Raw genomic sequence first — 23,119 nt, forward strand, 5'->3', positions numbered from 1 at the left:
AGATATGAATGCCACCGGTACCTCTGACGAGCTGCCAGGTCCGTCGATGACCGACGAGGAGTACGGGGTCCTGCGCGCCTCGGCAGCCCTGTGGGCCGGGACCTCGGTGCTGATCACCGATCGGCGGGGCAGGGTGCTGATCCAGCACGTCGACTACCGCGACACCTGCCTCCTGCCGGGCGGTGCCGTGGACAAGGGCGAGTCCCCCTCGCAGGCCGCCGCCCGGGAACTGGAGGAGGAGCTCGGCGTCACCACGACCGTCGACCGCGGTCTCGCCGTCGACTGGGTCTCCGCCAGCGCGGTCGACGCGCCGCCCGCCGTGCGGTTCAACGGCGAGATCCTGCACGTCTACGACGGTGGGACGTGGGACGACGACCAGATCGCCGCCATCCGGCTCCCCACCCACGAGATCGAGGCCGTCGAGTTCGTCGAGCCTGCCCGCCTGCCCGACCTCATGTCCCCCAGCGACGCACGCCGCGCCCTTTCCGCGCTCCGCGCCCGTGTCAACGCCGCGGGCACCGTGCTCCTGGAGAACGGCCACCCGATCGCCCCTACCGTCCTCGACACGACTGGCGTCCTGCGCACCGCACGCGCCCGCCATCATTACCTCTTCCACCCCTCGCCCGCCCCGGAGGGTCTACCGGTCCGGCAGTCCTGGGGCTACTTGCTCACCCCTGACGGTCGCATCGTCGTACTTCTCGAGCCGGACACCGGCGCGGCGTGCCTCCCTGGCGGCACACCCGAATCCGACGACCGCGGCGACCCCGTTGCCACGCTGCGCCGTGAGGTCCGCGAGGAGGTGAACGCCGAGTTCGGCGATCCGCTGTTTCTCGGGCATCTCTCAGACCCGGGCGGCGAGCCATGGGTACGCGTCCGCTTCGCCGCCGCCCTCACGAGCGTCGGCCCGGCCACAGCCGACTCGGCCACCGACCGTACGTACACCCGAATCCTGGCCACACCGGAACAGGCCCTGGAGCTCTTCGACTGGGGCCCGCCGGCCGCCGAACAGCTCGCCGCGGTACACCGGGCCCGCGAGCGGCTCGGCATCCCCAAGGCCGTCCGCCAGCCCGTCACCGAGCTCACCGCCCCCACCACCTGGTAGCCCCCCGGCCTATGATCAGCGCCCAGGCGGCTGAAGCTGCCGGGACAGCCAAGGCAGCCGGTGTATCGACGCCGTCCCCTTCGGGGGTGATCCGTCGTCCGCCCGGGCGTACCCGCGCATGAGACTGGTGCCGTCCGGGCAGGCGGTCGTCCAGACGGCCCTTGCGGGGCGGCGACGGGACGAGGTGCGGCGTGGCACGCGGCAAAGGACGGCAGGACCGGGGCGACAGGCTGTTCGCGCGCCTCCGGCGCGACCCCTTCGCCGTCCAGACCGTACGGTCCGCGGCGGCTGCCACTCTCAGCTACGTCGTCGCCCTCCAGCTCAGCAGGGAACCGGTACCCCTCACCGCACCCCTCACCGCCCTCCTCGTCGTCCAGGTCACGCTCTACTCCACCGTGACCACCAGCCTGCGCCGGGTGAACTCGGTCGTCGTCGGCGTCCTCATCGCCATCGCGTTCAGCGCAGTCGTCGGCCTCTCCTGGTGGAGTCTCGCCCTCGTGATCCTCGCCTCGCTGCTCGTCGGCCGGCTCGTCAAGGTCGAGGAGTTCATCCCCGAGGTCGCCATCAGCGCCATGCTCGTCCTCGGCGTCACCCAGGTCTCCGACACCGCCTGGGACCGCGTCCTGGAGACCCTCATCGGCGCCGTCGTCGGCATGCTCTTCAACCTGCTTCTCGCCCCGCCCGTCTGGGTCGACACCGCAGGCGAATCCATCGAGGACCTCGCCCGACGGATGCGGCTGCTACTCCTCGACGTGGCGGACGAGTTCACCGGCGCACCCCCCGTCGAGCAGGCCGCCGCCCGGCTCCACGAGGCCCGCCGCCTCGACAACGACGTCGCCGACGTCGACGGGGCCCTGCGCACAGCCGAGGACAGCCTGCGGCTCAACCCCCGCGTCAAGGAGGGCCTCCTGCACCGGGTGGTGTTGCGTACCGGCCTCGACACCCTGGAAATCTGCGCCGTCGTCCTGCGGGTCCTCGCCCGCACCCTCACCGACCTGGCGAAACATCGTGGCGGGCACCAGCTGCTGCCCGAGGGGACCGCCCTGGCCATCCGGGAGACCGCCCAGTACACCGCCGACGCCCTCGTCAGCTACGCCGTCCTGGTCACCGCGCAGGGCAGCGAAGGCGCCGAGGCCGCGGAGACCCGGCTCGCGGGCGAACTGCGGGCAGCCAGGGCCTGCAGGGACCACGCCGCCGACCGGCTCCTCGCCCTCGCCCTCGCCGACGCCGGCCGCTGGCAGCTGTACGGGGCCCTGCTCACCGAGATCGACCGGATCCTCGACGAACTCGACCCCGAGCACCGGGGCCACCGCCTGATGGAGGAGCTGGACCGGCGGGTCCGCGAGCGCAGTGACCGCCGACGCCGTCTCGCCCTCCGTGGCCGGTGGGACACGCGCCGGCCCACCCGCGCCGACGGATGACCGCTCGCGACGGGGGTACCCGCGCCGGCGAAGAGAGAACCATGCGCGCGGCGTCTTCCGTCACGGGCGCCGGAACGGGCACGGTCACCACCGCCCTTCCCGGCCAGGCTCGACCGGCTTCCCTGGCCCCGGTGGCACTGGATGATCGTCATCGGACTGGGCACCGTCCGGATTCTCGACGGTCTTGAGGTCACCATCATCGGCAACGTCGCCCGCCGGCCGGCCGAGGAAGGGTCCGTGGAGTTCGCCTGGGAGGCGCAGGACAGAACGATCAGCCACGCGGTCGTCGATGAAACCGACTACCAGGAACTCGCCGCCCGGGTGACGGGCGCGCAGGCGGCCTGCGCCCGGCCCCTGGCCCTCGACGAACACCGCCCACTGCTCTGCGCCGTCCCACCTGCCGGCGACGGCGTACCGCGTGCCCGGTGGTGACCCGGCCCGCACAGGACGGCACCGGTGCTGTGCACTGAAGTTGTCCACCTAGGCCAGGTGAGTGAAGGCACTCGTCTCCTGCTTCGGTCCGGACGACTGCTACGGCTTCGCCGGTGAGTCGGCCCGAGAGCGCCTTCCGGACGGAGCGCCGGATGGCTTTCTCCGGGGCCGCCGGCGGACGGCTGCGCATCATCCGCTTGCCCTGAAGGCACGTCGCACGCCGTGGTGGTGAGGAGCATGTCGGCTTCCGGAGCCAGGCGAGGGCCTCCTCGGACCTCGCGCGTACGGGGAGCAGGGATTGGCGAAACGGTGCAGAGGACCCTGAACGACAGGTGGGCGTCGGGACCATCCCCTCAGTGCGGTGTGATCCTGCCGGCGACCGGCAGATGGTCGCTGCCGGTGGCGGACAAGGTGCGGATCTGGCCGACTGTGGCTGAGCGGGCCATGACCTGGTCGATCCGGGCCAGCGGGAAGGCGGCGGGGAAACTGAAAGCGAAGCCCCGCTCCGCCACGTTCAGCTGTGAGGTCAGCGGGGCCAGCCCGCGGTCGTCGACCGTGCCATTGAGGTCGCCCAACAGGATCACTGTTGCCACTTTCTCAGCCGCGATGGCCTTGCCCAGCAAGCCGGCGCTCTCGTCACGCCAAGAAGACGCGAGGCCGCTCGCCCGAACGCGGACCGAGGGCAGGTGCGCGACGTACGCCGCGATCTCCCCACGCGGCGTGTGGACCACCGCCCGCAGCCCGCGACTCCAGGGCCCAGCAACCCCCTGCGGTTTGACGTCCAGCAGCCGGACACCGGTCAGCGGATGCTTCGACCACAGCCCGACGGTGCCCCGGACCGCGTGGTACGGGTATGCCGGGGCGAGAGTCTTCTCGTAGACCGGCAGCGCCGGGGGCACCAGCTCCTGCAGCGCGATGAGATCGGGCTCGGCGTCAGCCAGGGCGAGGGCCGTACCCGCAGGGTCGGGGTTCTCATCGCTGACGTTGTGCTGCACCACCACCAGGTCGTGCACGCCAGGTTCCCCACCAGGCAGGAGCAACCCGCCGAAGAGATGCGTCCATGCCGCCGTCGGCAGCAGCAGGGCCACCAGCGCGGTGGCCGAACGACGCAGCAGCGCCAGGCCGAACAAGGCCACGACAAGCAGACCGAGCCAAGGCAGGAACGCCTCCAGCAAACTCCCGAGGCGGCCCGCGGAATTGGGCACCGCCCGGTGGAACGCCAACAGCCCGGCCGTCAGCACAGCGCATGCGGCGGGCACCCGCCCCCGCGTCCAGGCCGATCGACCCCTCGCATCCCCCATCTCGACCGCACCCGGAACCCGCCGCCCGGCCCATCGCCGCGCCCACCAGGGCACCGCTGCCTTCAGCATCGACGTCACACCACTGTCCGCCCGCTCCACCTGGCTTCCCATCCGCTCGACCTCGTCACCCAAGACGAGTCACCAGGTGAATCAGTTTCCGCTTCCCGTCAGCGCTTGCCACTTCTGTGCACGGCCCGATCACAAGATCTTCGCCAGAGCCGAAATTACATGGGCGTCCACAAGAGGCGCGGGGAAGGCCGTGGGCAGCGATGCTCTCGCGGAGCTCGGCGAGCGTCCGCATCGGCGGGGTCGGGCCGGATGCACCGGTGAACCCGGGCGGTGCGGCCACATGGGCGGGCACGGTGTGTCGACCCGGGATTCGGAGGGGCGGGCGCCAGATGGTGGTGCCGGGGGCCGGGGCCTGGCCGACGAGGTAGATCCGGTTGCGGAGTTCCGTCTCGGCCCGGTCCAGGTCGACTCGTAGGTCGAGCCAGACCCGGTCCTTGCGGTTGCCTGGTGGCGGACCGCAGGTTCGTGTAGCCGTGGCCCCCGCCGGGCCGGGCAGATGCAGGGGATCGACAGCTTGGAGACCGTCGGCTCGCTGCTGCTCTTCGGCGGCGTGGTGCTGATGCTCGTGGTGGCGGAGTCCTTGTTCTGGTTCGGTCTCGTCGGCTTCGCGCTCTTGACTGTCGTTTACGCCGCGAAGGGTGTCCGGCTGCTCCGTGCCGGCTTCCGCCGCAGGGCTCGATCCGGATGACAGGTCCTGGTTAGGGCGTCGCGAGCGCCGGAGCGAGGGCGGCCAGTAGGCGGGTGCCGAGGTCCTGCCTCGCGGCCTTGGTGTCCGGGTGGGCGTCGTCGAAGCCTGTCCAGTCGACCTCGCGGACGGCGTTCTCGAACATCGCGAGGTTCAGTGGCTCGTCCGGGTGGCCGGGCCACTCGTCGGCCTCGCGTAGCACCGTCTCCAGGAGGGCGAGTGGCAGGGTGCAGTTCTCGGCAAGGAGGACCGCGTCGTACAGGTCTTTGGCTTGCGGGTACGTGTCGCTGACGAGCCACATGAGTTTCCAGGCCAAGGAGAGTTCCCGGTCCGCGGCCGGCAGGCGGACGCCGGCGATCTCGGTCGGCAGGGGCGGGGTCGGGAGGCGTTCCTGGAAGACGAAGTCGAGCTGGACCTGGCCGCCGGGCAGTCCGGGGGCCGTCCACGGCAGGACCAGTCGGTGACCGGGCACCCGCTCGTACGTCCAGATGTGTTCGGAGACGGCGCCGGCCGCGGAGATCGACAGTTCCGTACCGCTGTCCTCGGCAAGGCGCTCCGCCGCCTCGGCGATGGCGTCGAGCATCGTGCGGGTACGCGGTTCCTCGATGCGCCAGGTCTCGGGGACGACGACGAAGTCGATGTCCTTCGGGGCGCGGGCAGCCTCGCCGAACCAGGCGGACATCAGCATGCTGCCACGCAGGACGAGGGAGTCGGCCCACGGCGAGCCGGCGACGGCCGCGAGAACGAGTTCGAGGGCGGCACGCCGTGCGGCCTGCCAGAGGGCCCGCAGCTCCGGGTCCTCGACGACGCCGTCACCGGGCCGGTAGGCCTCGTCGAAGTGCTTGAGGGCCGGGTCGAAGACCCGGTGCCGGACAGCCGCGTCGCCGATGCCGGCGGTCAGGGTGTGCGGATGTCCGTCTGTGCGGCGCACGTAGTCGGCGCGGGGCTCCGCGCCGGTGCCCGGCCCGTCCGGGATCGGCGGTGTCGACGGCTTCTCGTTCATACGGCTTCCTCCAGCCAGCCTTCGTCCCATGACAGGTCGCTGTCGGAGAGGACGAGCTCCCGCTCCTGAGCGACCAGCTCGTGCCCGGCGGCGACCAGCGCGGCGACGAGCACGTCGCAGGCGCGTCCCGCCGCGTCCGCGGGCCCCGCGTGCCGCTGGGTGACGAAACGCTCATGCCGCCCGCCCGGGCCCGGCAGGACCCGGCGGGCGTTCCACGAGACGTGGGCGCCGTGCGGCATGACGAGGGCCTCCAGCTCGGCCCGGTCGTACGCAGCAGGCAGCGCCAGCTTGAGGTGGTGCTCGTAGTAGCCCCCGCCGGGGCCCACGGGTTCCGCGCTCCAGGGCACCGTCTCGACCTTGACCCGTGCCGGCTCGAAACCGGCCTCCCGCAACCTGGCCACGACCGCCGGGTGACCGGTCCGGTCGGGCAGGGTCAGCATCGGCTGGACTGGCGTCCGACCCCGGGCGAGGACGATGGTGGTGGCTTTCAAACCCCGCTCCGCCGCCCACACGCCAAGTCGGGCCTGCTCCCCCTCGTTCCGGCACCGGACCGTCACATGCGTCTCGTAGACGTCGTCGACCTCGCACATTTCACACCCCCCGTACACCGCAGCGAGTCTGTCAGACAGGTTGCCGAGGGCTCATCCGGGTTTCCGGCCGGGGCCCCGTAGGCTCGCAGCCGACGACGACAGGAGATCGGCATGTGGAAGCGGGCCCTCGACCGGGCCGGGGTCAGGGAGCCGCGGTTGCGGCGGGACTACGCGGAGCAGCGGCGGGTGGTGCGGAGGTTCGCGACGGCCGAGTACGCGGCCGCGCGGCTGTTGCTTCCTGCGGCGCTGTTGCCGCACGTCGTGGCCGCCGTCGCGTTCATGCACGACACCGACGACCGGATCGACCGTGGGGCGCCGGAGGAGCGGGCGGCCGCGCTCGCGGGGTGGGACGGTCGCGTACGGAAGGCCTTTGCCGAAGGTGACTCCGGGCTGCCGGTGCTGCGTTGCCTGGTGCGGACCGCCGAGCGCCACCCGGACGTACGCGGCTACGTGGACGAGTTCCTGCGGGGCTGCGAGCGCGAGGTCGCGTGGCGGACCATTGCGGACGACGAGGAACTGGAACAGTACGTACGGGAGTACTCCTTGCCCGCGCTGATGCTCACGGCCTGTCTCCTCGCGCCCGCGGACGCGTCGGCGCGGGCGGCGTTCACGGACGGCTGCCACCGGCTCATCCGTGCCATGCAGCGCATCGACTTCCTGGAGGACCTGTCCGAGGACGTGCGCGCGGGCAGGCCGGGCGTCCCCGCCGACGCGGTGGCACGCCACGGCGCGGACCTCACCCGGCCCGGCGCGACGTTGGGCCGGCTCGTGGAGGAGCAGGCTGACCGGGCCGCCGGCGACCTCGCGGCGACTGCGCCTCTCCCGAGCTTGGTGGACTCTTCGTACCGGCCCTTCGTACGGGCCCTCGTCGGCGTCCAGCGCCTCCGCCTCGACGCGGTACGCCGCGCGGGCGCGTCCCTGGCGACACGGAGCTCCGGCCCGTCGGCGTCGGCGGCCGCCGTCCTGCTGCTGCGGGAGACGGCGGCACGGGTCCGGCTGGTCGGCCCTGGGTCTGTCCGGCGAATCATGTGACCGTCAGGTATTGGCTCGTTGGTCCTTGCATGGGGCGGGGCGATCTGACGAATGCCGAGTGGGTCCAGTTGGAGCCGCACTGGCCATCGTCCGGAATTCGAGGCGGACGGTACCTGGGACGGGATCCTGCGTGCCGTCCAGGCGAGCACCGACTTGGCCGGCCGGGTCGACTGGAGCATGGTCAGCGTCGATTCGACGTCCTGCCGTGCCCATCGGCACGCGGCTGGGGCCCGCAGGAAGAAGCCACGCGTCCCGGCCCCACCGCCCCGACGAAGGGCTCGGAACCCTCCAAGGGATACGAGAACGGGCCGGCCCCGGTTATCCCTGTTCGCCCGGGGTGCGCTCGGCGCGACAGGTCTGGCGGTAGGCGCGGGGGGTCGTTCCGGTCAGGGCGCGGAAGTGGCGGCGCAGGGTGGCCGGCGAGGTGAAGCCGACGCGTGCGGCGATCTGTTCGACGGGAATCTCGGTTTCCCTGAGCAGCCGCCGGGCCTCGGCGATCCGGGCATGGAGCAGGTACTGGAGCGGGGTGTGGCCGGTATGGGTGCGGAAGCGCCGGGTGAGACTGCTGGTGCTGGTGCGTGCGTGCGCGGCGATGTCCGGGAGCGTCACGGCCTGGTCGAGCCGGGTCTCCAGCCACTGAAGAGTCGGTTCGATCCCCGCGCTGTCCATGATCTCCTGTTCGATGGCGTCCTGGACCTTGTCCGCATCGAACTGCAGGGGGGTGATCAGTTCCCGGGCGGTCTCTACCGCCACGCGCGCACCGTGGTCGCTGCGGAGAATGTGCAGACAGATGTCCAGTCCGCCGAAGATCCCCGCAGCCGTGAGGAAGGAGCCGTCCTCGACCACGGTGCCGAGTGGGTCGACCTGGATCCGCGGATGGCGCGCCGCGAGTTCCCCGGTGTGCCGCCAGCCGGTCGTGGCGCGGCGCCCGTCCAGCAGACCGGTCGCCGCGAGGACGAATACACCGGTGCCGACAGCTGCGAAACGGGCCCCCCGGCCTGCCGCCGCGTGCAGCGCGGCGTGAAGGGGTGCCGGCAGGTCGCCACGGTGGCCGGGGTGCCCGGTGATCAGTACGACATCCGCGCCCGCGAGACCTTCCAGGCCCCAGGGCAGGCTGACATGTACGGGATCGGGCGTATGGACCACCCGAAGACCGGGGGCGGCGCAGAGTCGCACCTCGTACGTCACCCCCGGACGGCCACGGGACGCGGCTCCGAATGCCATTCCGGGGGTGGTGAGGTGAGGGCCGGGAACCCCGTCGAGCGCGAGGACAGCGATGACTGACACATCCGGAATATAGCCAGGTCGGCGCAAGTGCCGCCGTCAGGTCTCCCGCTCCCGGTTCCCAGGACCTGCCTGCCGGGTCAGCCGGACTTGCGGATCGTCTTCCCGATCCAGTCCGCGTACACCGGCACGTTGGTGTAGAGGCCCGGCCCCGTGGCGCAGGCCGGGTCGGTGTCACCGTCGCCCGATGTCGTACCGATGAGTTCCCAACGGCCGTTCCTGGCGCGCTGAAGCTGCGGTCCGCCGGAGTCCCCGTTGCAGGCCATGGCATTCGGCTTGGGGCTCACCGTGCACAGCCGGGTCTCCCCGGCACGATCGAAGCACTCGGCCTCGGATCCCCTGCGGGTGTCCAGCTGCTGGAGCCGCTCGGGGAACACCCAGTCCTTCGGGGAGTCGGCGCCGACGACGGTACCGAAGCCGAGAATCCGCGTGGGCGTGCCCACCGGCCCCGCCTGCTTCGCGATCCGGATGGGCTTCTGGGCGACCGGGCGGTCCAGGCGTATCAGCGCGAGGTCGCCCTTGGGGATGCCGGACTCGCTCTGGGCGTAGCCCGGGTGCATGACGATCTTGTCGATCTTGCGGACGGTACCGCCGGACGTGCGGTGCTCGCTCCCGACACGGACCACCCCGTCCGGGGTCACCCCGATGGCCGGGTCCACACAGTGAGCGGCCGTGAGCACCCATTGCCGGTCGATCAGCGTCGCCCCGCACTGGGCCTTCAACTCCCACCCGTCTTCCAGGGTGGCCGACAGGGGGATCGACGCCATGAAGGAGTAATGCTCCGTGGAGTTCTCGCCGTTGACGACGGCGCCGGCGGTGCCGGTCATGAGCGTCACGCTGAGCACGGCGGCAGCACCGGCCGCGGCTACGGCTCGCGCCGCCAGGCCGCGTCGGCGCGTGGAACGGGGATCGAACGTCGGGCGGTGGGCAGGGGAAAGATGCATGTCAGTCCTCTCGGAAGGGAGCATGAGATGGGCACGGGCCGGGCGGTCCCTCGCGTCCGGGCTCCGTGTTGATCTCCATCCTCCGGGCCGGGCCCCGCCCCGAAACAGGCGCTCGAATGTCACTCTGGGCTAAATTCGGGACATGTCAGTGATCGCTGTTCTGGCGCTCGACGGAGTTCCGGGGTACCAGCTCACCACCCCTGGACTGGCGTTCGCCGCCGCCGCCAGGCACCACCCGTGGGTCGACTACGACGTGCGGATCTGCGTCGCGCCGGGCTTCGAGAGCACGGGGGGCGCGGCTCCCTTCCGTATCGAGACAGCGTGGGGTCTGGAGGGACTGGAAGACGCCGACACCGTGCTGCTGCCCGGCTGCGCGGGCTTCCGTGACGAGCCCGCGCCCGCCGTGGCCGACGCCCTGCGTGCCGCTGCCGCGCGTGGCTGCCGCATCGGCACCGTCGGTACCGGCACGTTCGTCCTCGCCGCCACCGGTCTGCTCGACGGCCGGCGCGCCGCCACCAGCCGCCGGTACACCGAGGAACTGGCGCGCCTGCACCCCGGCGTCGAGGTCGACCCCGAGGGCAAGGTCGTGTCGCACGGCCTTTTCCACAGCGCGGCCGGGGCCCTGGGGGGCCTCGACCTCTGTCTCCACCTGGTCACTCTCGACCATGGCGACTCCGTGGTCACCGAAACCGAGAGACAGGTGTTCCTCCAGCTCCAGGCCCCGGCCGACGACCTCACCGGCGACATCGCAGCCAAGGCCCTCGCCCCCTCGGACGGCAGCCTCGACGAGGCGATCCGGTGGATGGAGGCCAACCTCCAACATCCGCTGACCCTCGCCGAAATCGCCGACCGTGCGGGGCTCGGCATACGCACGCTGACCCGGCGCTTCCGCGCCGAGACCGGACTCAGCCCGCTCCAGTACCTGCTCCGTGCCCGTATGCAGCTCGCTCAGCGGCTCCTGGAACGCACCGACGACCCCATCGACGGCATCGCCGCCCGCACCGGCCTCGGCACACCCGCGAACTTGCGGCACCACTTCCAGCGCTGCACCGGCACCACCCCCGGCATTTACCGCAACGCTTACCGCTCCCTTGCCGCTGCCTTCACCTGGACCGAGCGGGACGAGGCCGACCGCCCCTGAGTGGCACTACCGGTGGCTTTCCGGCCCTACTCCTGAAGCCGGCCGGCGGCGGGGTCGCGTTCTGACCGCCCCTCAGGGGGAACGCTGGCTGGGTCGGGTTCCGTAGTGGTCCACGAACACCTGCCTCATCGTCTCGGCGGGGCTGAACAAGCAGCATCTCGCGACTCGAACCCAGCGGGTGCCGGATGGCGCCGTGCGCGGCTCGGGCCGGCCGCACGGATCGCGGCGCCGAGAGTGGACTCCCCGACCCGTAGCCCATCCCTGTAGGCGCCGTCGGCGGCCGCCGGCCAGGCAGGCAGGCAGGCAGGCAGGCAGGCAGGCAGGCAGGCAGGCAGGCAGGCAGGCAGGCGAGGATGTCGGTCCGGGAGGTTTCGGGACGACTGGTCGTGTTGGGCTGCACCGGCTACCTCTGGGCCTTCGCTGCGCTGACTCCGCCTCCAAGGGGTCATGACGCACTTCAGGCGACGCCGCCACCACGCAGACGGAGACACGCAGCCGTGCGGTGGAACGTGGCCGCCCCTATGACGAATCGATGACCTTCCTCGTTCCGCCAGAGCGGCTTGGCATTCGATGCGGCGTAGGTCAGAGGGTCCTCATCAGCTGGGAGGTCGCACCCACGGCGCGAAACGCTGTCCGGGGGCCAGGTCCTCGCGCCAGTGCCGTGCGACGATGCCCTCGACGATATTCAGGCCTTCTGCGGCGATCAGGCAGGAGGACGGCTCTGGCCCGTGGGCATCGGCTTCGAACGCGACCAGCACTGGTGGTTTCTCACCCACCTGACGGGTGATCATCAGCGTTTCATCGGGCGTCGGCGCACGGAAGACGGGGTCCTGGAATGCCGTGGGGCAGATGACGAAGAGAGGATCGCTGAAGACCAGTTCGAGGCCGTGGTAGTAGGTGATGTCGTGTCCGGCCCCGAGACGGAATTCGCCGCCGTTCCAGGCGACGACGTCCCAGTCCCACCACGGGCCATCCGGGAGCTTGATCGCGCGCCGCGACTCCTGCGGCACGGCCGTCATTCGGGGATCACCAAGCCGAGCTCGCGCAGTCGAAGAAGGCCCGCCGCCAGGCAGGCTTCCACGGTGTGGGCCTCGGCACGCACCAGGAGATCGTCGTGGAACGGCTGCCCACTGGCGACGAACGTCCACGGCTTCGTTCCGTCGCGCAAGCGCTCGGCGTCGGCCTTGATCAGGACGGTCACGCCCTGATCGGCCAGTGCTTCCATGACCCGCACCACGTCCACCGAACGGTCCGCCCCCTCACCCGCACTCGAACAGGCAGACACGGTACACGGCACCCGCAGCCCTCGGCTTGACGGCTGAGACGTCGTTTCCCACGGCTGTATGACGGCCGAAGTCATCGCCCACCGCTCAGTGTCAGTGGTCGCCCGTACGGTTACGGCATGTCATCGCCTACCGGTATCACTCTGCTTGCACTCGAAGCGTCCTGGATCAACGCCAGGATTCGGGAACTGATGGACGAGCCGCACAGCGACGAGCGCGCGGCCGAGTACCGGCGGCTGCTCGTGCTGTGGGACGAGGCGACCAACCAGGTTTCCGGGGGGCGTATCCCGGAGTTCGTGACCGCGGCATGAGCCTCCGTCGCGGTGCGTATCAGCTGTACGGGCGGGGGCGCGTGCAGGTTCGGGCCGGCGCGGCCAAGTAGGGAGGCTCGCCGGAGCGCCGCTGCCAGCCCTTGTCAGCACGCTGTTCGAGTCTGGTGTACGGCCCTGGGCGAACGTCATCGAGGGGTAGAGCCGTATATAGGCGGCTAGTTGTTTGTAGACGCTGCCCGTGTGGTGCCCCGTGGAGAATCGAGTGAAGCAGCCCCGCCGCAGGCCCCTGGATCTGGCCAGCTACGAGGAACAGACTCGCCGCGGGCCGTGCTTCGTCTGTGCCTTTCCTGACGGGCACCCCGGCTACGAGCACGAGCTCATCTATGAGGACGCCGACCACGTGGCGTTCCTCGACCGCTGGCCCACCCTTCCGGGCAAGGTCCTGGTAGCCCCTAGGTGTATTGACCCGCAGCGTTGTTGACGCGGCTGATCGGAGGCTTGCCTTCGAGTGCGGTGTGGCAGCGGTGGTGGTTGTAGGTGTGGAGGAAGTCTGCCAGGGCTTTGGTCCGCTCGGTGTTCGAGGTGTAGGGCCGCAGGTAGGCCCACTCGTCGAGGAGGGTGCGGTTGAAGCGTTGGACCTTGCCGTCGGTCTGCGGCCGGTAGGGGCGGATCTTCTTGTGGGCGATGCCTGCTGCGGTGAGGGTCTGGGCGAACAGCTTCGACTTGTAGCAGGCGCCGTTGTCGGTCAGGACGCGTTCGACGGTCATGCCGTGGTCGGCGAAGAACGCGCTCGCGCGCTGCCAGAAGGCGATGGCGGTGTGCTGACGCTCGTCGGGCAGGACCTCGCTGTACGCGAGACGGGAGTGGTCGTCGACCGCGGAGTGGATGCAGCTGTAGCCGATCACCGGCCTGCAGCTCTTGCGCTCGGTGGTGGTGGCCTGGCGGTTGCGGTCACCGGCGTTCCTGCCGACCGTTCGCCAGCCGCCTCCGTCGGGGATGTTGCCCAGCTTCTTGAATCGACGTGGACCAGTTCTCCCGGCCTGGCGCGTTCGTAGCGTCGGATCGGCTCGCCCGTGGGACGGTCGAGCCAGGCCAGGTGGTTCAGGCCGTGGCGGACCAGGATGCGGTGCAGGGTCGAGGCGGGAAGGCCCAGGATCGGGCCGATCCGTGCCGGACCGAGTTTGCGGTCGGTCCGCAGCCGGCAGACACGGGTCTCGACAGTGGCGGACGTCCGCTGTGGGGTCGTGTGGGGCCGGCTGGAGCGGTCGGCGAGACCCGCGTCGCCCTCGGTCCGCCAGCGGCGGACCCATTTGCGGGTCGTGGGCCGGGATATGCCCATCTCCGCGGCAACGTGCGCGACCGGACGACCGGACAGGACACGTTCGACCAGGATCCGCCTGCCATGAACGGTCAGCCGGGCATTACGGTGGGACACGAAGACCTCCGTGTGCGGTGTGGAGCCTAGACACCTCCACCACACCGGAGGTCTTCGCCATGATCAAGACCAGCCAGCGTTAACAACGCTCGTGATCAATACACCTAAGCCGCCTCTTTCGGATCTTGGTTCGGCGGAACCCGTTCGCCGCCTGCCCGCACACGCACATATTGGCGAGGTGGACGAAGCCGATGCGAGCGGTCAGGTGTGGAGGGACGAGGTTCGCGTGCGTCCGACGGCTGAGCAGGATCGGGACGCGCTGGCACGGCTTGTCGAGGTGGACGCGGACCCCTTCGAAGTCGAGTTGTACGAGCGCGCGGCGGATCCCCAAGTGCTTCGATCGATCGCGCTCAGAGGGCGCGGGCCGGGCAGTACGCCAGGCATGTGCGACGGCTTCGCGCGCGTCAACAGCGCCAAGGCAGTTGAGCAGTAGCCTTCCGATCACTTCACCCTCATCGCCGCGTACGCCGCGGGCCACCTCGTTGGCTACGGCTACGGCTTCCGCTGCACCCCTGCCTACTGGTACGGCGAAGACCTCCTGCCCCATATCCACCCCGAGGAGGCCCGCACCACCGACTCCCTCACAGGCATCTGTGAACTCGCCGTCCGCCCCGGCTGGCAAGGCCTCGGCACCCGCGTCCACCGAGCCCTCCTCGACATCACGCGCACCCGGTGGGTCTCCCTGCTCGCCATGCCCGGTTCCCCCGCCCAGCACCTCTACCGCCAGCTCGGCTACCGCAACGCCGGCCCGTACAAGACCGGACCCGACGGACCGGTACTCGACCTTCTTCTCCTGCGCACCAGTCGCTGACCAGCTTCACGCCGTCAGCCGAGAAGCTGGTATCGACCGCAAGATCTGCACTGGCAACCCCCACGGCCGGGTCGGCCCAGGCATAGCGCTGGGGGTCGTCGCGGCGAAGGGCCGGCCGCGGACGAGCGCGAGGGCACGGCGCAGGGCGAGCTCGCCGTCTTCGTCGTAGCGGGCGAGGCCGATGCGGGCGAAGTTCCCTCTTGTCCCTTCCCAGCTTGGCGGCGGAGGGAGGATGTCGTCGGCATCGTCTCCCTGCCGTCCTGCTTCGTATGTGAGGATGCCTCACGGACTGGCCTATCGTGCGAGGGCCGTCTCAGGCCAGTGATCACCCCTTACGATCACGTCCATGTCGACCACACCATCCGCCCCTGTCCTGCGCGGCAGCGGCGGCGCCGTTCTCCGCTACGAGGTTGACGCACTGACGCTGCGCCGCGGGGACGAAGAGATACGCATCCCCTTGCAGGCCGTGCGCGACGTCATACCGGACCGCCGGGCCGTAACTGTCGAACTGCGGGTCCCGGCCGGCGGCGCGCCCGTCACTCACCGGATCGGTGGCGTCAGCGAGGCTGCGGCAGGCCTGTTCGCGATGGGGGTGGGCACGGCCCTGGCCGCGCTGCCGGAGCCGGACCCGTCCTTCGACGGCGCCTCGCTCGTGACGACCCGCTCGCCGGCCACTCCGGGTCCGTCCCTCAGCATCGGCGAGAAGGCAAGGCAAGGCATTACACCTGGCAATTGATCGCGTTCGGGCCCGGTCTCGTAACGCTCATCCTGACCTGCGTGCTGTTCATCATGCACGGAGATGCGGGCATGCTCATCCTCGCGGTCCCGATGGGGATCGTGACCGTGTTGTTCAACGCCGCGAGTGCGCCGCAACTGACGGGACCCTCCGGATGTGGCGTCTCCCCCGGCACGTCATCACGGTGATGGCCGTGCGCACCAGTCCACAGGGTGAGTCGGGGACGTACGAGTACACGGACCCGGGCGGCCAGACCCACAGCTACGACCGGAACACGTACGCGAGCCAAATCGAAATCAGCTACCCCCCGGGCCGCCCCGGCCATCCGGTCGATATCCATCCCCCCTCCACACGTGTGGCGGCCACCATCGGGACCCTGCTGCTGTGGGCCGTCACGGCGGGCCTCATCTTCGTGGCAATGATGGCCGCCACCGAGTGACCATCACGTGCGGACTACAGGACGTCAGCCTGGTGCTGCCGACGTCGGTCTGTACGCCGCGATCTGCCGTGACGCAGAGGTCCGCCTGTCTCGTCCTACAGAGCACGCCCATGGTCCCGAAGCAAGCACTCAGGTGTTTCCAGAACTCGGCGACATCACTTTCCCGTGGGACCGGGTGTTCTCGCTGCTGGGCTACAGACGTTCTCGAATCCCTCCTACATAGCCAGCCTGCTACACGAGCAGCACCTGTGTGCCGCCTGGCCCATGCAAATGCTGCGCTGCACCTCAGATACCGCCCTGCTGCATCCGACGGCCACCACCAGGACCACGAGCAGCAACCGGAGCAGCAACCCGGCAGCAGCGCCTGCAGCACAGTGCCGTGGAGGGCGCGGCAGTCGCCGGACATCGCGCAGCGGCGGGCGGCCAGGCCGTGCTGGAGGGGCTCGCCGATCTGGTTGCACAGCAGCGCCAGGACGTCGGCGGCGTCAGTGTCGGAGAGGTAGGCCGGGGCGACTTCGAGCATCAGCTCCCCGATCGCGTGGGTGCTGGCGGCGAGGTCGTCAACGAGGGCGCGCAGCGCGGCGAGCGCGGGATCCGCTGGTGGATCGGCGGGCGGGAGAAGCGGGGCGATGCGGACGTCGCGGACGGCCTGGCGGACCACGGCGCGCACGGTGGGCTCATCGACGGCCTCGAGGCCGCTGTGGGCGAGCGTGGCGAGTCGGTGGGTGATCAGCTCCACGACGGTGTCCGCACGGGCGGAGACGGCGACCAGGGCGCGCTGGGACAGGCCGTAGTCGAGCGTGGCCGCGGCGGCCGGGCCGGTGTCTCGTGAGCGAGACGTCTCGGTGCCGGCGGTGACGGCGCGTGGACCGCGGCCAGGGCCCGGGCGACGTCCAGGAGCCGGTACGCCTGGGCGCGGCTGATGCCTAACTCCTCCTGGCAGTACGCCTCCCAAGAGGTGAAGCCGAGCGGCAGCCAGACCCGGGCGGTGTGCGCGTCGCGGACGCGGGCGGCGAGCACCGCTACGGAGCGTCGGACGTCGTCCATCGCCTCGCGAAGCCCCGCCGTCATTTCGCGGGCGCCGTCGGCGGTCAGTTGCGGCCGCACCGGTCCTGTGAGCCTTCGTGGTTCTCGTCGTGCTCGCCCATGCCTCCATCGTCCTGCGAGCCGGCGCGGCCGGTCCAGGGCCTGCGGAGGACCGGGTCTGAACCGGACCGTAGACAGTTCCACACACCCTCACAGCATGGCCGTTCACCAGGGGAAACAGGCTATGAGCCACACAGGGCACGGCTCACCACAAGGGCGCGGTCAGCTCACTCACCACAGGCTCGGGGGTGGAGGAAGGGGGCGGCCCGGCGGTACTGCTCCCAGAGCGCATCTGGGCGCTGGGCCTCACCCACGCACGCCATATCGACGCGGGCCGACGCCGACCTTAACCGCTCACAGCCGGGCACCGTCGGGCTCTCACCGCCACGCTCACACGGGTCAAGACGGTGCGGGCGCGGTGCCGAGGTCGGCCGGGCCGGCGCCGAGACGTCGTCGGACGGGCCGGAGCTCTGGGAGCCAGCGGGCCCCGGGGGTGGGTTCGGCGGTCCAGTTCTCGGAGGCAGCGCGCTCGGCGGCGGTCAGCCCGCGCTCGTGGAGGGCGGAGCTGCAGATGGTCGTGGCTACTTGCTGTGTTCCTCGAACGCGGCACGCAAGTCGGCGGTCGCCTCCTCGCGGCTTGGTCCTGGATGCGGAACTTCGGGATGAAGGCAACGAGTTCGCCGTTCTTGAACAGTGCGAACGAGGGCTCGGACGGCGGGAACGCCCGCGAAGTAGCTGCCCATCCGGTCAGTGGCTTCGAGGTCCCCGTCGGCGAAGACGGTCAGCAGAGTGTCGGGGGTCAGTACCCCACAGCCACACAACATGCCCGCCCACCAGGAAAAACAGTCTGTGAGCCACACAGAACGATGCCTGTTCGGCCTAGCATCACGCGCTCCGGTCGTGGTCCGCTCTTAGCGTGGGGGTGACGCTTGCAGGGCACTGAGGAGGACTTCTGATGAGCAGTCGCAGCGTGGTAGCCGGCATAGCTCTGGCGATCGCTTCTGTCGCCCCGTTGTCCGGCGTCGCTCACGCTCAGGATCTCGACTGCCGGGACTTCCGCTTCCAGGAAGACGCCCAGGCGGAGTTCAACCGGGACACGAGCGACCCGAACCGACTCGATGAAGACCAGGGCCCCGATGACGGCATCGCCTGCGAAGCACTGCCCAGGCGCAGCAGCACGGGCACGGTGCCGCCAGTGAGCCCGAGCGCTACCGCCGTCCAGCCGGTAAATCCGAGTGCCACCGCCATTCTGCCGGCGGTACCCGTCGTTCCGGCCCCCGTCGTTCCGAGTCGCGGTACCCGGGCCGGAATCGGCGGAGCATCCGGCCCGTCCGGTCCCAGCATGGGCGCAGGCCTGGCCTTGGCCGCCGGGGCAGCCGTGGCGGGCGGCTACCTCGCAGTGAGGCGTTCGCGTCAGCGGCCTTGAACAGCGGCGCCCCGGCTGCCGCGACGGTGCGCCGGTCCGATGGACCGACAGCGCCACGGCATGGGGGACTGTGTAGGGGGCGGGGGTTAGTCGCGCAAGCCGCGCCGTTCGGCGTCCTCACCTGCGGTGGTGAGTGCGGTGGTAAACGGCACCTGATCGTGGAGAGGGTTCGGACGCGGGCGCGCTGGCCCTAGACCTCGAAGCAGCCCTCGACCGCGCCCGCGCCCGATACAGCCCCGGCATCGTCGGCAGCGCCGCCGCCACCGCCGCGCCAGCTGACCGCGTACCCCTCGATTCCCCGGTCAGGAGCGGCCTTCCCCGGAGTGCTGCGGTCGCCGGCATCGTTCACGTGAGTCCCGATGTGAATCGCCTGGTCATGGTTGGTGCCGTGGGTGGCGTACTGTTGCGCCTACCGACGCGGGGTGGAGCAGCTCGGTAGCTCGCTGGGCTCATAACCCAGAGGTCGCAGGTTCAAATCCTGTCCCCGCTACTGAAACGACATGAGGCCCGGATCCACAGGATCCGGGCCTCATGTGACTGAGCGCTTCACTTGGCGAGTTGAGCGCCTCGGTTGGCGGCCATGGTCGGGAGCGGACGCCAGCTGGCGGGAACGTTGCGCATGACCAGAGCGCAGTCCAGGGTTGCGCTCCCTGGCGGGAAGCGGTTCGGGTCGTCGAAGAAGGACGACGCGGCGGAGCAAACCCGGCCGGCTTCCACGTGCCAGGCGTCGGTGTGCAGTTCCATGCCGTCCAGGTGGCGGCCGGACCTGGTGGCCGAGTAGCCCTTTGACCCGTCTTGAAAGAAGCGGGAGGCCTCGGCGAGATCGGCGAAGAGCTCGCTGCCCCGCAGCTCGTCGGACGGCTCGACGGTGACGTCCACCCGGGTGTCGCCGTCCCACGTCGCGAAGGCGACACGCACCTGGCCGGGTGTCTCATGCACCTCGAAACCGGCGCGGCCGTGTTCGCCGGGGAAGACGCGGCCTCCGGCCCAGACGTTGAGCCGCGAGGCGGTATCGCGACGCGGGATGTAGACGCCGGTCTCGACGCCGTCCGGTCCGTCCCATTCGACGGCGATCCGATGCGCCGAGTTCTCGCTCCGCAGCCCGAACACCTTGGGGGCCCAGACCGGCCGGACATTTCCCAGCCGCAGTAGGCAGATGCCCGCGACCGCGTGGCCGTGCACCAGTTGCGGGCGCAGCGGCTGGGGAAGCAGGCGTGCCGCGGCGTCCGGGGCGACCCGGTAGTTCACCAGAAGCCGTCGTTCAACGACGCTGGACAGGCGCGGTTGCCTCATGATCCCTCGCTCTGCGCCCCGGGGCGCCATTTGGTGTGGCGCAGGACGATCTGCTCGGGGCAGACGGCGCTGAGAAACCGACCGATGCAGGTGGCCAGGCGGTCCTCGGCCAGTGTGTAGAGGATCCGGTTGCCGTCCCGGCGCTCGGTGACCAGTCCCGCTCCTTTGAGCACGCCGAGATGCCGTGAAATGGACGGCGCGCTGATCGCGAACCTGCTTGCGATCTCGCCTGCCGCGAGCTCGCCACCTCTGAGGTCCTCAAGGATCTGGCGCCTCGTCGGATCAGCGAGTGCCCGGAAGGCCCCCGCCTCGTCCTGAGCTTCTGTCATGTTAGATACTTAGCACATAAGCTAAATATCTATCAACGGGCCCGGCGGTCTTCGCCGGCCTTGTCGCGGCGGTCCCTTGCGTCGTCTCAAAGTCGCACCGTTCGCCAACTCTGGCGCTCACTCGCCAACTGAAGCGCTCAGTGAGCTTCTTCGAGTTGGCCACCGATCGGGCGATTGCGACTGAGCGCTTCAGTGTCGAGTGGGCGGCTGCAGCGTCCGGTGCCAGCAGCTTGGTGAGCCGGGACAAGGGGCCGCTCGAAGCTTGCCGGCCTGAACGCCAACCCGGCGGCAAGGCCGGTGAGCGACGATCAAGCTGTTGTCAGCCGCTGGTTCTAAGGTCGGCCCTATGACATCAGACCTGGTCCAGGACTCATGGACTCGCATCGACGCGTGGCTGCGCGAGCACGCGCCCCGCACGTTTGCCACGCTTCGGCCGCCTGCAGGCGGCGAGGAGATCGCAGCAGCGCAACAGGAACTGGGGGTCACCTTTCCTCCGGACCTGGTCGGTTCACTCCTCCGGCACAACGGGGCGCTGGAGGGACCTGAGGCTTTCCGCTTCAGCACGGGCGACCGGCTGCTCGGAGTGAGCGGAATCCTCGGGGACACAGGGTTCATGCGCGGCATCGACCAGGGCCTCGACGGGGAGACCGAGGGCTACTGGCTTCACGATTACGTGAAGTTCGGTTCTTACGACGTGACGTCGGACGGTCTTCTGATGGATTGCCGTACCGGGCGGGACTCCTTCGGTGTGATCGGACGGTTCTTCGACGAGACCGGCACCAGTTTCGGGCAGGCCGACTCGCTGGGTGAGTATCTGGCCGAACTGGCCGGCACGCTTGAGCGCGGCCAGGACGCCGGTGTCGTCACCTTCAACGGCCGGCTGTTCTGGGAGGCGCGTCCGCCTGCCAGGCCGCAGTACAGTGCCGACGAGCCCCTTCCCGCACCGGATGAGCAGCTGCCAGAGCTGGACCTGTCCTACAGTCCCACCGACCTCCTCCACGTGAGCCACCTGGACGGGCATGAGGAACTCGGTGCGCTGATCGCAGTCCTGCCGTATGAGCAGGTGGTCGACGCCGCGCGGAAGCAGCTGCGCAGACTGGCGGTCGAAACGGGTCTGAACAACTACCCGGAGGTCAAGACAGCCCTGGACGCGTGGGAGTGCGGTGTGGCCCTGCCGCAGCCTGACCAGACCGGCCCGCTCGCCTTGCGACTCCGCGCGGTGCTCGCACAGGCCGACACCGGCCGAGACCACACGCGCAGGTGGGCCGCGGAGAAGATAGCCCTCGGGATCTGGGGGTCCCCGTACAGGTCCGTGTGCGAGAGCGCGGAGACCCGGAGTCACTTCACTCTCGACTGGCGTGCGGATCTGCATGCGGACCTGGGCAATCAGCCCCTGCCACCGATACCTGACGACCGATTCTGGGGGGCGCTGCGCAACCCCGCCATCGACTCCAGTTGGTACGCGGCCCAGTACAGCCAAGATCAGGACTGACCCCAGGGGTTTCGGTTCCGCGTGAGCGCTTCATGTGGCGGTTATAGCCAGACGAAGCGCTCACTAAGGATCTTCAGCGCTCCCGCTCCAGCGTGAGGATGGCCTTGACGATTGACGTCATGCGGTTGGGGCTGCACCGGGACCTGCGGAAGATCCGCCAGGACTTACGGCTCGCGACACCGCGTTCAACGGGCGCTCGTGCTGCGGCCAGCGCCCGGTTGAGGGTCTTCTCGGTGGGAGTGAGTTCCTGGAGTGGCTTGCGTTTGATGCCGGTCGTCAGCCACGGTCCTGCGCCTTGGTAGGCGAGCTCGGCCAGGTGGGAACGCCCTGGCGCTGGCAGATCCGGATGATCCGGTGGGTGCGGGCGGCGGTCAGGTCCTGTGTGCGGACCGGCAGGGCGGGCGAGAGCCACAGCAGCCGGCCGCCCGGGTCGGTGACGACCTGCACGTTCACTCCGTGGCGCCGGTGTTTGTGGGAGTAGTCGGCCCGGCCGTCGCCGACCCGGTCGCACTCGGCGAGGGTGCCGTCGAGCAGGATGTAGTCGGGATCGTGCTCGCGCAGCGTCTTGAGTAGACCCGGTGCTCGTTCGGCGAGCAGGTCGACGACCGCGCGGGTGTAGGCGTGGGCGGTGGACTCGCTGATCCCGAACCCGGCGGCGATCTTCGCCAGAGTGGTGTGCTCTCGCAGGTACGCCAGTGCCACCATCGCCCGCTGGGACGGACGGAGCTTGCAGCGCCGGTCGCCCTCACGAGTGACAACCAGCATGGCGACCCACTCCACGAGCGCATGCGGCAGGTCAAGTGCGGCAGGATGGATGGACCAACGAGGCCCCCCGAGCAACGTGATTGAGACGTCAGACATCTCGATCAACAGCTCGGGGGCCTCGTTCGTTGCGCTTCACGACCATCACCCGATCGGTGGCCAACTCGAAGAAGCTCAGTGAATGCCTTGAAACCCCGGCCCAGGCCACGCCTTCGAGACCGTCCGCCGGTTCGCGGTCCGGGTGCCCCGGGCGCCGTCGCGGACGCCGGCGCCTCGGAATCCGCTTAGGGTCGACCGGCGGGCCCAGGCGTCGGCGGGCCGTAGCCGTCGCGGCCGTCACCGCGGCCAGGACCTCGCGAACCTCCGGGTCAACCTGGGCGAGTGCGGCGGCCAGCGTGTCAATCGCGACCAGGGCATCGTCGGCGGCCGCCGCGCTCCAGCCGATACCCCGCTGTGGCATCCGCGAGCTCGCACGCCGCTTCCGCCACCTGGTCCGCATGCTCCTCGATGCCAGGCCCTGCCCGCTCCACCAACCCCATGCCGACCACAACTCCACGAACGGCCCCGGGGACACTCACCCGGCCCGGATCCCGGCGACGACCTCGCGAACAAACTCGGGCGGCGTGTCGGCGGGCGAGTCCACTTCGGCGTAGGCGCTCCCGTTCCGCCAGGCGCAAGGCAGCACGGATTCGTAGTTCTGGCGGAGCACTTAGCGGACCAGGCCGGCTACTTCCTCATCCCCACATCAGCG

At 69.9% G+C, this 23,119-nt stretch carries 23 protein-coding genes, 1 tRNA gene and 4 pseudogenes; 15 read left to right on the forward strand and 13 right to left on the reverse strand.

Annotated elements, in window-relative coordinates; genetic code table 11:
- Window positions 1-46: 46 nt before the first annotated feature.
- The 3 genes and pseudogenes from ACFWWU_RS15505 to ACFWWU_RS15515 all read left to right on the forward strand — a co-directional run.
- Window positions 47-1,102 carry an NUDIX domain-containing protein gene (locus ACFWWU_RS15505; protein ID WP_384144670.1) on the forward strand — a complete coding sequence of 352 codons (1,056 nt, stop codon included), beginning with the start codon at window positions 47-49 and terminating at the stop codon, window positions 1,100-1,102.
- A 191-nt stretch (window positions 1,103-1,293) separates the two neighbouring features.
- Window positions 1,294-2,523 (forward strand): aromatic acid exporter family protein, encoded by a 1,230-nt coding sequence (locus ACFWWU_RS15510; RefSeq protein WP_384144673.1) that lies wholly within the window; start codon window positions 1,294-1,296, stop codon window positions 2,521-2,523.
- Window positions 2,524-2,564: 41 nt separating this feature from the next.
- Window positions 2,565-2,760 (forward strand): annotated as a pseudogene (locus ACFWWU_RS15515) (MFS transporter); the annotation flags it as partial.
- A 548-nt stretch (window positions 2,761-3,308) separates the two neighbouring features.
- Here the strand turns inward: ACFWWU_RS15515 and ACFWWU_RS15520 are convergent.
- Complete coding sequence (locus ACFWWU_RS15520) at window positions 3,309-4,256, reverse strand: endonuclease/exonuclease/phosphatase family protein (RefSeq protein ID WP_384144986.1); 948 nt, start codon at window positions 4,254-4,256, stop codon at window positions 3,309-3,311.
- A gap of 583 nt (window positions 4,257-4,839) precedes the next feature.
- On the opposite strand from ACFWWU_RS15520, the gene ACFWWU_RS15525 reads away from it, so the two are divergent.
- Window positions 4,840-5,013, forward strand: coding sequence for a hypothetical protein (locus ACFWWU_RS15525; RefSeq protein ID WP_384144676.1), 174 nt, complete (start codon window positions 4,840-4,842; stop codon window positions 5,011-5,013).
- A gap of 10 nt (window positions 5,014-5,023) precedes the next feature.
- On the opposite strand, the gene ACFWWU_RS15530 is transcribed toward ACFWWU_RS15525, so the two are convergent.
- Both ACFWWU_RS15530 and ACFWWU_RS15535 read right to left on the reverse strand, forming a co-directional pair.
- On the reverse strand, window positions 5,024-6,013 hold the full coding sequence (locus ACFWWU_RS15530; protein WP_384144679.1) for a nucleotidyl transferase AbiEii/AbiGii toxin family protein: 990 nt from the start codon (window positions 6,011-6,013) through the stop codon (window positions 5,024-5,026).
- Window positions 6,010-6,504 (reverse strand): hypothetical protein, encoded by a 495-nt coding sequence (locus ACFWWU_RS15535; RefSeq protein ID WP_384144682.1) that lies wholly within the window; start codon window positions 6,502-6,504, stop codon window positions 6,010-6,012. The genes ACFWWU_RS15530 and ACFWWU_RS15535 overlap by 4 nt, the downstream gene beginning before the upstream one ends.
- Before the next feature lie 210 nt (window positions 6,505-6,714).
- Here ACFWWU_RS15535 and ACFWWU_RS15540 point away from each other — a divergent pair, with 210 nt between their 5' ends.
- Both ACFWWU_RS15540 and ACFWWU_RS15545 read left to right on the forward strand, forming a co-directional pair.
- Window positions 6,715-7,635, forward strand: coding sequence for a squalene/phytoene synthase family protein (locus tag ACFWWU_RS15540; RefSeq protein WP_384144685.1), 921 nt, complete (start codon window positions 6,715-6,717; stop codon window positions 7,633-7,635).
- Window positions 7,636-7,664: 29 nt separating this feature from the next.
- Window positions 7,665-7,930 (forward strand): annotated as a pseudogene (locus tag ACFWWU_RS15545) (IS5/IS1182 family transposase); the annotation flags it as partial.
- 23 nt (window positions 7,931-7,953) lie between these two features.
- Here the strand turns inward: ACFWWU_RS15545 and ACFWWU_RS15550 are convergent.
- Both ACFWWU_RS15550 and ACFWWU_RS15555 read right to left on the reverse strand, forming a co-directional pair.
- Window positions 7,954-8,922, reverse strand: a complete 969-nt coding sequence (locus ACFWWU_RS15550; protein WP_384144687.1) for a GlxA family transcriptional regulator — start codon at window positions 8,920-8,922, stop codon at window positions 7,954-7,956.
- A 77-nt stretch (window positions 8,923-8,999) separates the two neighbouring features.
- A complete protein-coding gene (locus ACFWWU_RS15555; RefSeq protein ID WP_384144690.1) occupies window positions 9,000-9,863 on the reverse strand; it encodes a S1 family peptidase in 864 nt (287 codons plus the stop codon).
- Between the two features lie 142 nt (window positions 9,864-10,005).
- On the opposite strand from ACFWWU_RS15555, the gene ACFWWU_RS15560 reads away from it, so the two are divergent.
- Window positions 10,006-11,004: a GlxA family transcriptional regulator gene (locus ACFWWU_RS15560; protein ID WP_384144693.1), complete on the forward strand. Its 999-nt coding sequence runs from the start codon at window positions 10,006-10,008 to the stop codon at window positions 11,002-11,004.
- A gap of 596 nt (window positions 11,005-11,600) precedes the next feature.
- Here ACFWWU_RS15560 and ACFWWU_RS15565 read toward each other — a convergent pair.
- On the reverse strand, window positions 11,601-12,023 hold the full coding sequence (locus ACFWWU_RS15565; RefSeq protein WP_384144696.1) for a hypothetical protein: 423 nt from the start codon (window positions 12,021-12,023) through the stop codon (window positions 11,601-11,603).
- Window positions 12,020-12,229, reverse strand: coding sequence for a hypothetical protein (locus tag ACFWWU_RS15570; protein WP_384144699.1), 210 nt, complete (start codon window positions 12,227-12,229; stop codon window positions 12,020-12,022). The genes ACFWWU_RS15565 and ACFWWU_RS15570 overlap by 4 nt, the downstream gene beginning before the upstream one ends.
- A 177-nt stretch (window positions 12,230-12,406) precedes the next feature.
- Here ACFWWU_RS15570 and ACFWWU_RS15575 point away from each other — a divergent pair, with 177 nt between their 5' ends.
- A complete protein-coding gene (locus tag ACFWWU_RS15575) occupies window positions 12,407-12,598 on the forward strand; it encodes a hypothetical protein (RefSeq protein WP_384144702.1) in 192 nt (63 codons plus the stop codon).
- A gap of 413 nt (window positions 12,599-13,011) precedes the next feature.
- On the opposite strand, the pseudogene ACFWWU_RS15580 reads toward ACFWWU_RS15575, so the two are convergent.
- Window positions 13,012-13,994 (reverse strand): annotated as a pseudogene (locus ACFWWU_RS15580) (IS481 family transposase).
- A gap of 178 nt (window positions 13,995-14,172) precedes the next feature.
- Here ACFWWU_RS15580 and ACFWWU_RS15585 point away from each other — a divergent pair.
- The 5 genes from ACFWWU_RS15585 (at window position 14,173) to ACFWWU_RS15605 (ending at window position 16,812) form a co-directional block, all read left to right on the forward strand.
- Window positions 14,173-14,427, forward strand: coding sequence for a hypothetical protein (locus tag ACFWWU_RS15585; protein WP_384144705.1), 255 nt, complete (start codon window positions 14,173-14,175; stop codon window positions 14,425-14,427).
- 21 nt (window positions 14,428-14,448) lie between these two features.
- Window positions 14,449-14,805: a GNAT family N-acetyltransferase gene (locus tag ACFWWU_RS15590; RefSeq protein ID WP_384144989.1), complete on the forward strand. Its 357-nt coding sequence runs from the start codon at window positions 14,449-14,451 to the stop codon at window positions 14,803-14,805.
- A 346-nt stretch (window positions 14,806-15,151) separates the two neighbouring features.
- Window positions 15,152-15,541, forward strand: a complete 390-nt coding sequence (locus ACFWWU_RS15595) for a hypothetical protein (protein WP_384144707.1) — start codon at window positions 15,152-15,154, stop codon at window positions 15,539-15,541.
- Between the two features lie 193 nt (window positions 15,542-15,734).
- Window positions 15,735-15,980: a hypothetical protein gene (locus ACFWWU_RS15600; RefSeq protein ID WP_384144710.1), complete on the forward strand. Its 246-nt coding sequence runs from the start codon at window positions 15,735-15,737 to the stop codon at window positions 15,978-15,980.
- 379 nt (window positions 15,981-16,359) lie between these two features.
- Window positions 16,360-16,812: a hypothetical protein gene (locus ACFWWU_RS15605; protein WP_384144713.1), complete on the forward strand. Its 453-nt coding sequence runs from the start codon at window positions 16,360-16,362 to the stop codon at window positions 16,810-16,812.
- Between the two features lie 600 nt (window positions 16,813-17,412).
- On the opposite strand, the gene ACFWWU_RS15610 is transcribed toward ACFWWU_RS15605, so the two are convergent.
- Together ACFWWU_RS15610 and ACFWWU_RS15615 are read right to left on the reverse strand one after the other, a co-directional pair.
- Window positions 17,413-17,817, reverse strand: coding sequence for a BrxA/BrxB family bacilliredoxin (locus ACFWWU_RS15610; RefSeq protein WP_384144992.1), 405 nt, complete (start codon window positions 17,815-17,817; stop codon window positions 17,413-17,415).
- 865 nt (window positions 17,818-18,682) lie between these two features.
- Window positions 18,683-18,841 carry a hypothetical protein gene (locus ACFWWU_RS15615; RefSeq protein WP_384144716.1) on the reverse strand — a complete coding sequence of 53 codons (159 nt, stop codon included), beginning with the start codon at window positions 18,839-18,841 and terminating at the stop codon, window positions 18,683-18,685.
- A gap of 67 nt (window positions 18,842-18,908) precedes the next feature.
- On the opposite strand from ACFWWU_RS15615, the gene ACFWWU_RS15620 reads away from it, so the two are divergent.
- Window positions 18,909-18,982: transfer RNA gene (locus ACFWWU_RS15620), tRNA-Met, on the forward strand.
- Between the two features lie 56 nt (window positions 18,983-19,038).
- Here the strand turns inward: ACFWWU_RS15620 and ACFWWU_RS15625 are convergent.
- Both ACFWWU_RS15625 and ACFWWU_RS15630 read right to left on the reverse strand, forming a co-directional pair.
- Window positions 19,039-19,785 (reverse strand): DUF2071 domain-containing protein, encoded by a 747-nt coding sequence (locus ACFWWU_RS15625; RefSeq protein WP_384144719.1) that lies wholly within the window; start codon window positions 19,783-19,785, stop codon window positions 19,039-19,041.
- Window positions 19,782-20,114: a metalloregulator ArsR/SmtB family transcription factor gene (locus tag ACFWWU_RS15630; protein WP_150263333.1), complete on the reverse strand. Its 333-nt coding sequence runs from the start codon at window positions 20,112-20,114 to the stop codon at window positions 19,782-19,784. Before ACFWWU_RS15630 ends, ACFWWU_RS15625 begins: the two co-directional genes overlap by 4 nt.
- 346 nt (window positions 20,115-20,460) lie before the next feature.
- Between ACFWWU_RS15630 and ACFWWU_RS15635 the strand changes: the two genes are divergently transcribed.
- Window positions 20,461-21,606: an SMI1/KNR4 family protein gene (locus ACFWWU_RS15635; protein WP_384144722.1), complete on the forward strand. Its 1,146-nt coding sequence runs from the start codon at window positions 20,461-20,463 to the stop codon at window positions 21,604-21,606.
- Window positions 21,607-21,679: 73 nt separating this feature from the next.
- Here the strand turns inward: ACFWWU_RS15635 and ACFWWU_RS15640 are convergent.
- A pseudogene (locus ACFWWU_RS15640) lies at window positions 21,680-22,467 on the reverse strand (transposase family protein).
- Window positions 22,468-23,119: the final 652 nt, after the last annotated feature.

The sequence above is a fragment of the Streptomyces sp. NPDC058650 genome (assembly GCF_042717315.1).
Lineage (GTDB): Bacteria > Actinomycetota > Actinomycetes > Streptomycetales > Streptomycetaceae > Streptomyces.

What these genes read in the sequence shown, in the direction of transcription:
- ACFWWU_RS15505 (WP_384144670.1), top strand. Translation starts at nt 47, where the DNA reads ATGACCGACGAGGAGTACGGGGTCCTGCGCGCCTCGGCAGCCCTGTGG.
- ACFWWU_RS15520 (WP_384144986.1), bottom strand. Translation starts at nt 4,256, where the DNA reads ATGGGGGATGCGAGGGGTCGATCGGCCTGGACGCGGGGGCGGGTGCCC.
- ACFWWU_RS15530 (WP_384144679.1), bottom strand. Translation starts at nt 6,013, where the DNA reads ATGAACGAGAAGCCGTCGACACCGCCGATCCCGGACGGGCCGGGCACC.
- ACFWWU_RS15540 (WP_384144685.1), top strand. Translation starts at nt 6,715, where the DNA reads ATGTGGAAGCGGGCCCTCGACCGGGCCGGGGTCAGGGAGCCGCGGTTG.
- ACFWWU_RS15555 (WP_384144690.1), bottom strand. Translation starts at nt 9,863, where the DNA reads ATGCATCTTTCCCCTGCCCACCGCCCGACGTTCGATCCCCGTTCCACG.
- ACFWWU_RS15560 (WP_384144693.1), top strand. Translation starts at nt 10,006, where the DNA reads ATGTCAGTGATCGCTGTTCTGGCGCTCGACGGAGTTCCGGGGTACCAG.
- ACFWWU_RS15565 (WP_384144696.1), bottom strand. Translation starts at nt 12,023, where the DNA reads ATGACGGCCGTGCCGCAGGAGTCGCGGCGCGCGATCAAGCTCCCGGAT.
- ACFWWU_RS15570 (WP_384144699.1), bottom strand. Translation starts at nt 12,229, where the DNA reads ATGGAAGCACTGGCCGATCAGGGCGTGACCGTCCTGATCAAGGCCGAC.
- ACFWWU_RS15575 (WP_384144702.1), top strand. Translation starts at nt 12,407, where the DNA reads ATGTCATCGCCTACCGGTATCACTCTGCTTGCACTCGAAGCGTCCTGG.
- ACFWWU_RS15595 (WP_384144707.1), top strand. Translation starts at nt 15,152, where the DNA reads ATGTCGACCACACCATCCGCCCCTGTCCTGCGCGGCAGCGGCGGCGCC.
- ACFWWU_RS15625 (WP_384144719.1), bottom strand. Translation starts at nt 19,785, where the DNA reads ATGAGGCAACCGCGCCTGTCCAGCGTCGTTGAACGACGGCTTCTGGTG.
- ACFWWU_RS15630 (WP_150263333.1), bottom strand. Translation starts at nt 20,114, where the DNA reads ATGACAGAAGCTCAGGACGAGGCGGGGGCCTTCCGGGCACTCGCTGAT.
- ACFWWU_RS15635 (WP_384144722.1), top strand. Translation starts at nt 20,461, where the DNA reads ATGACATCAGACCTGGTCCAGGACTCATGGACTCGCATCGACGCGTGG.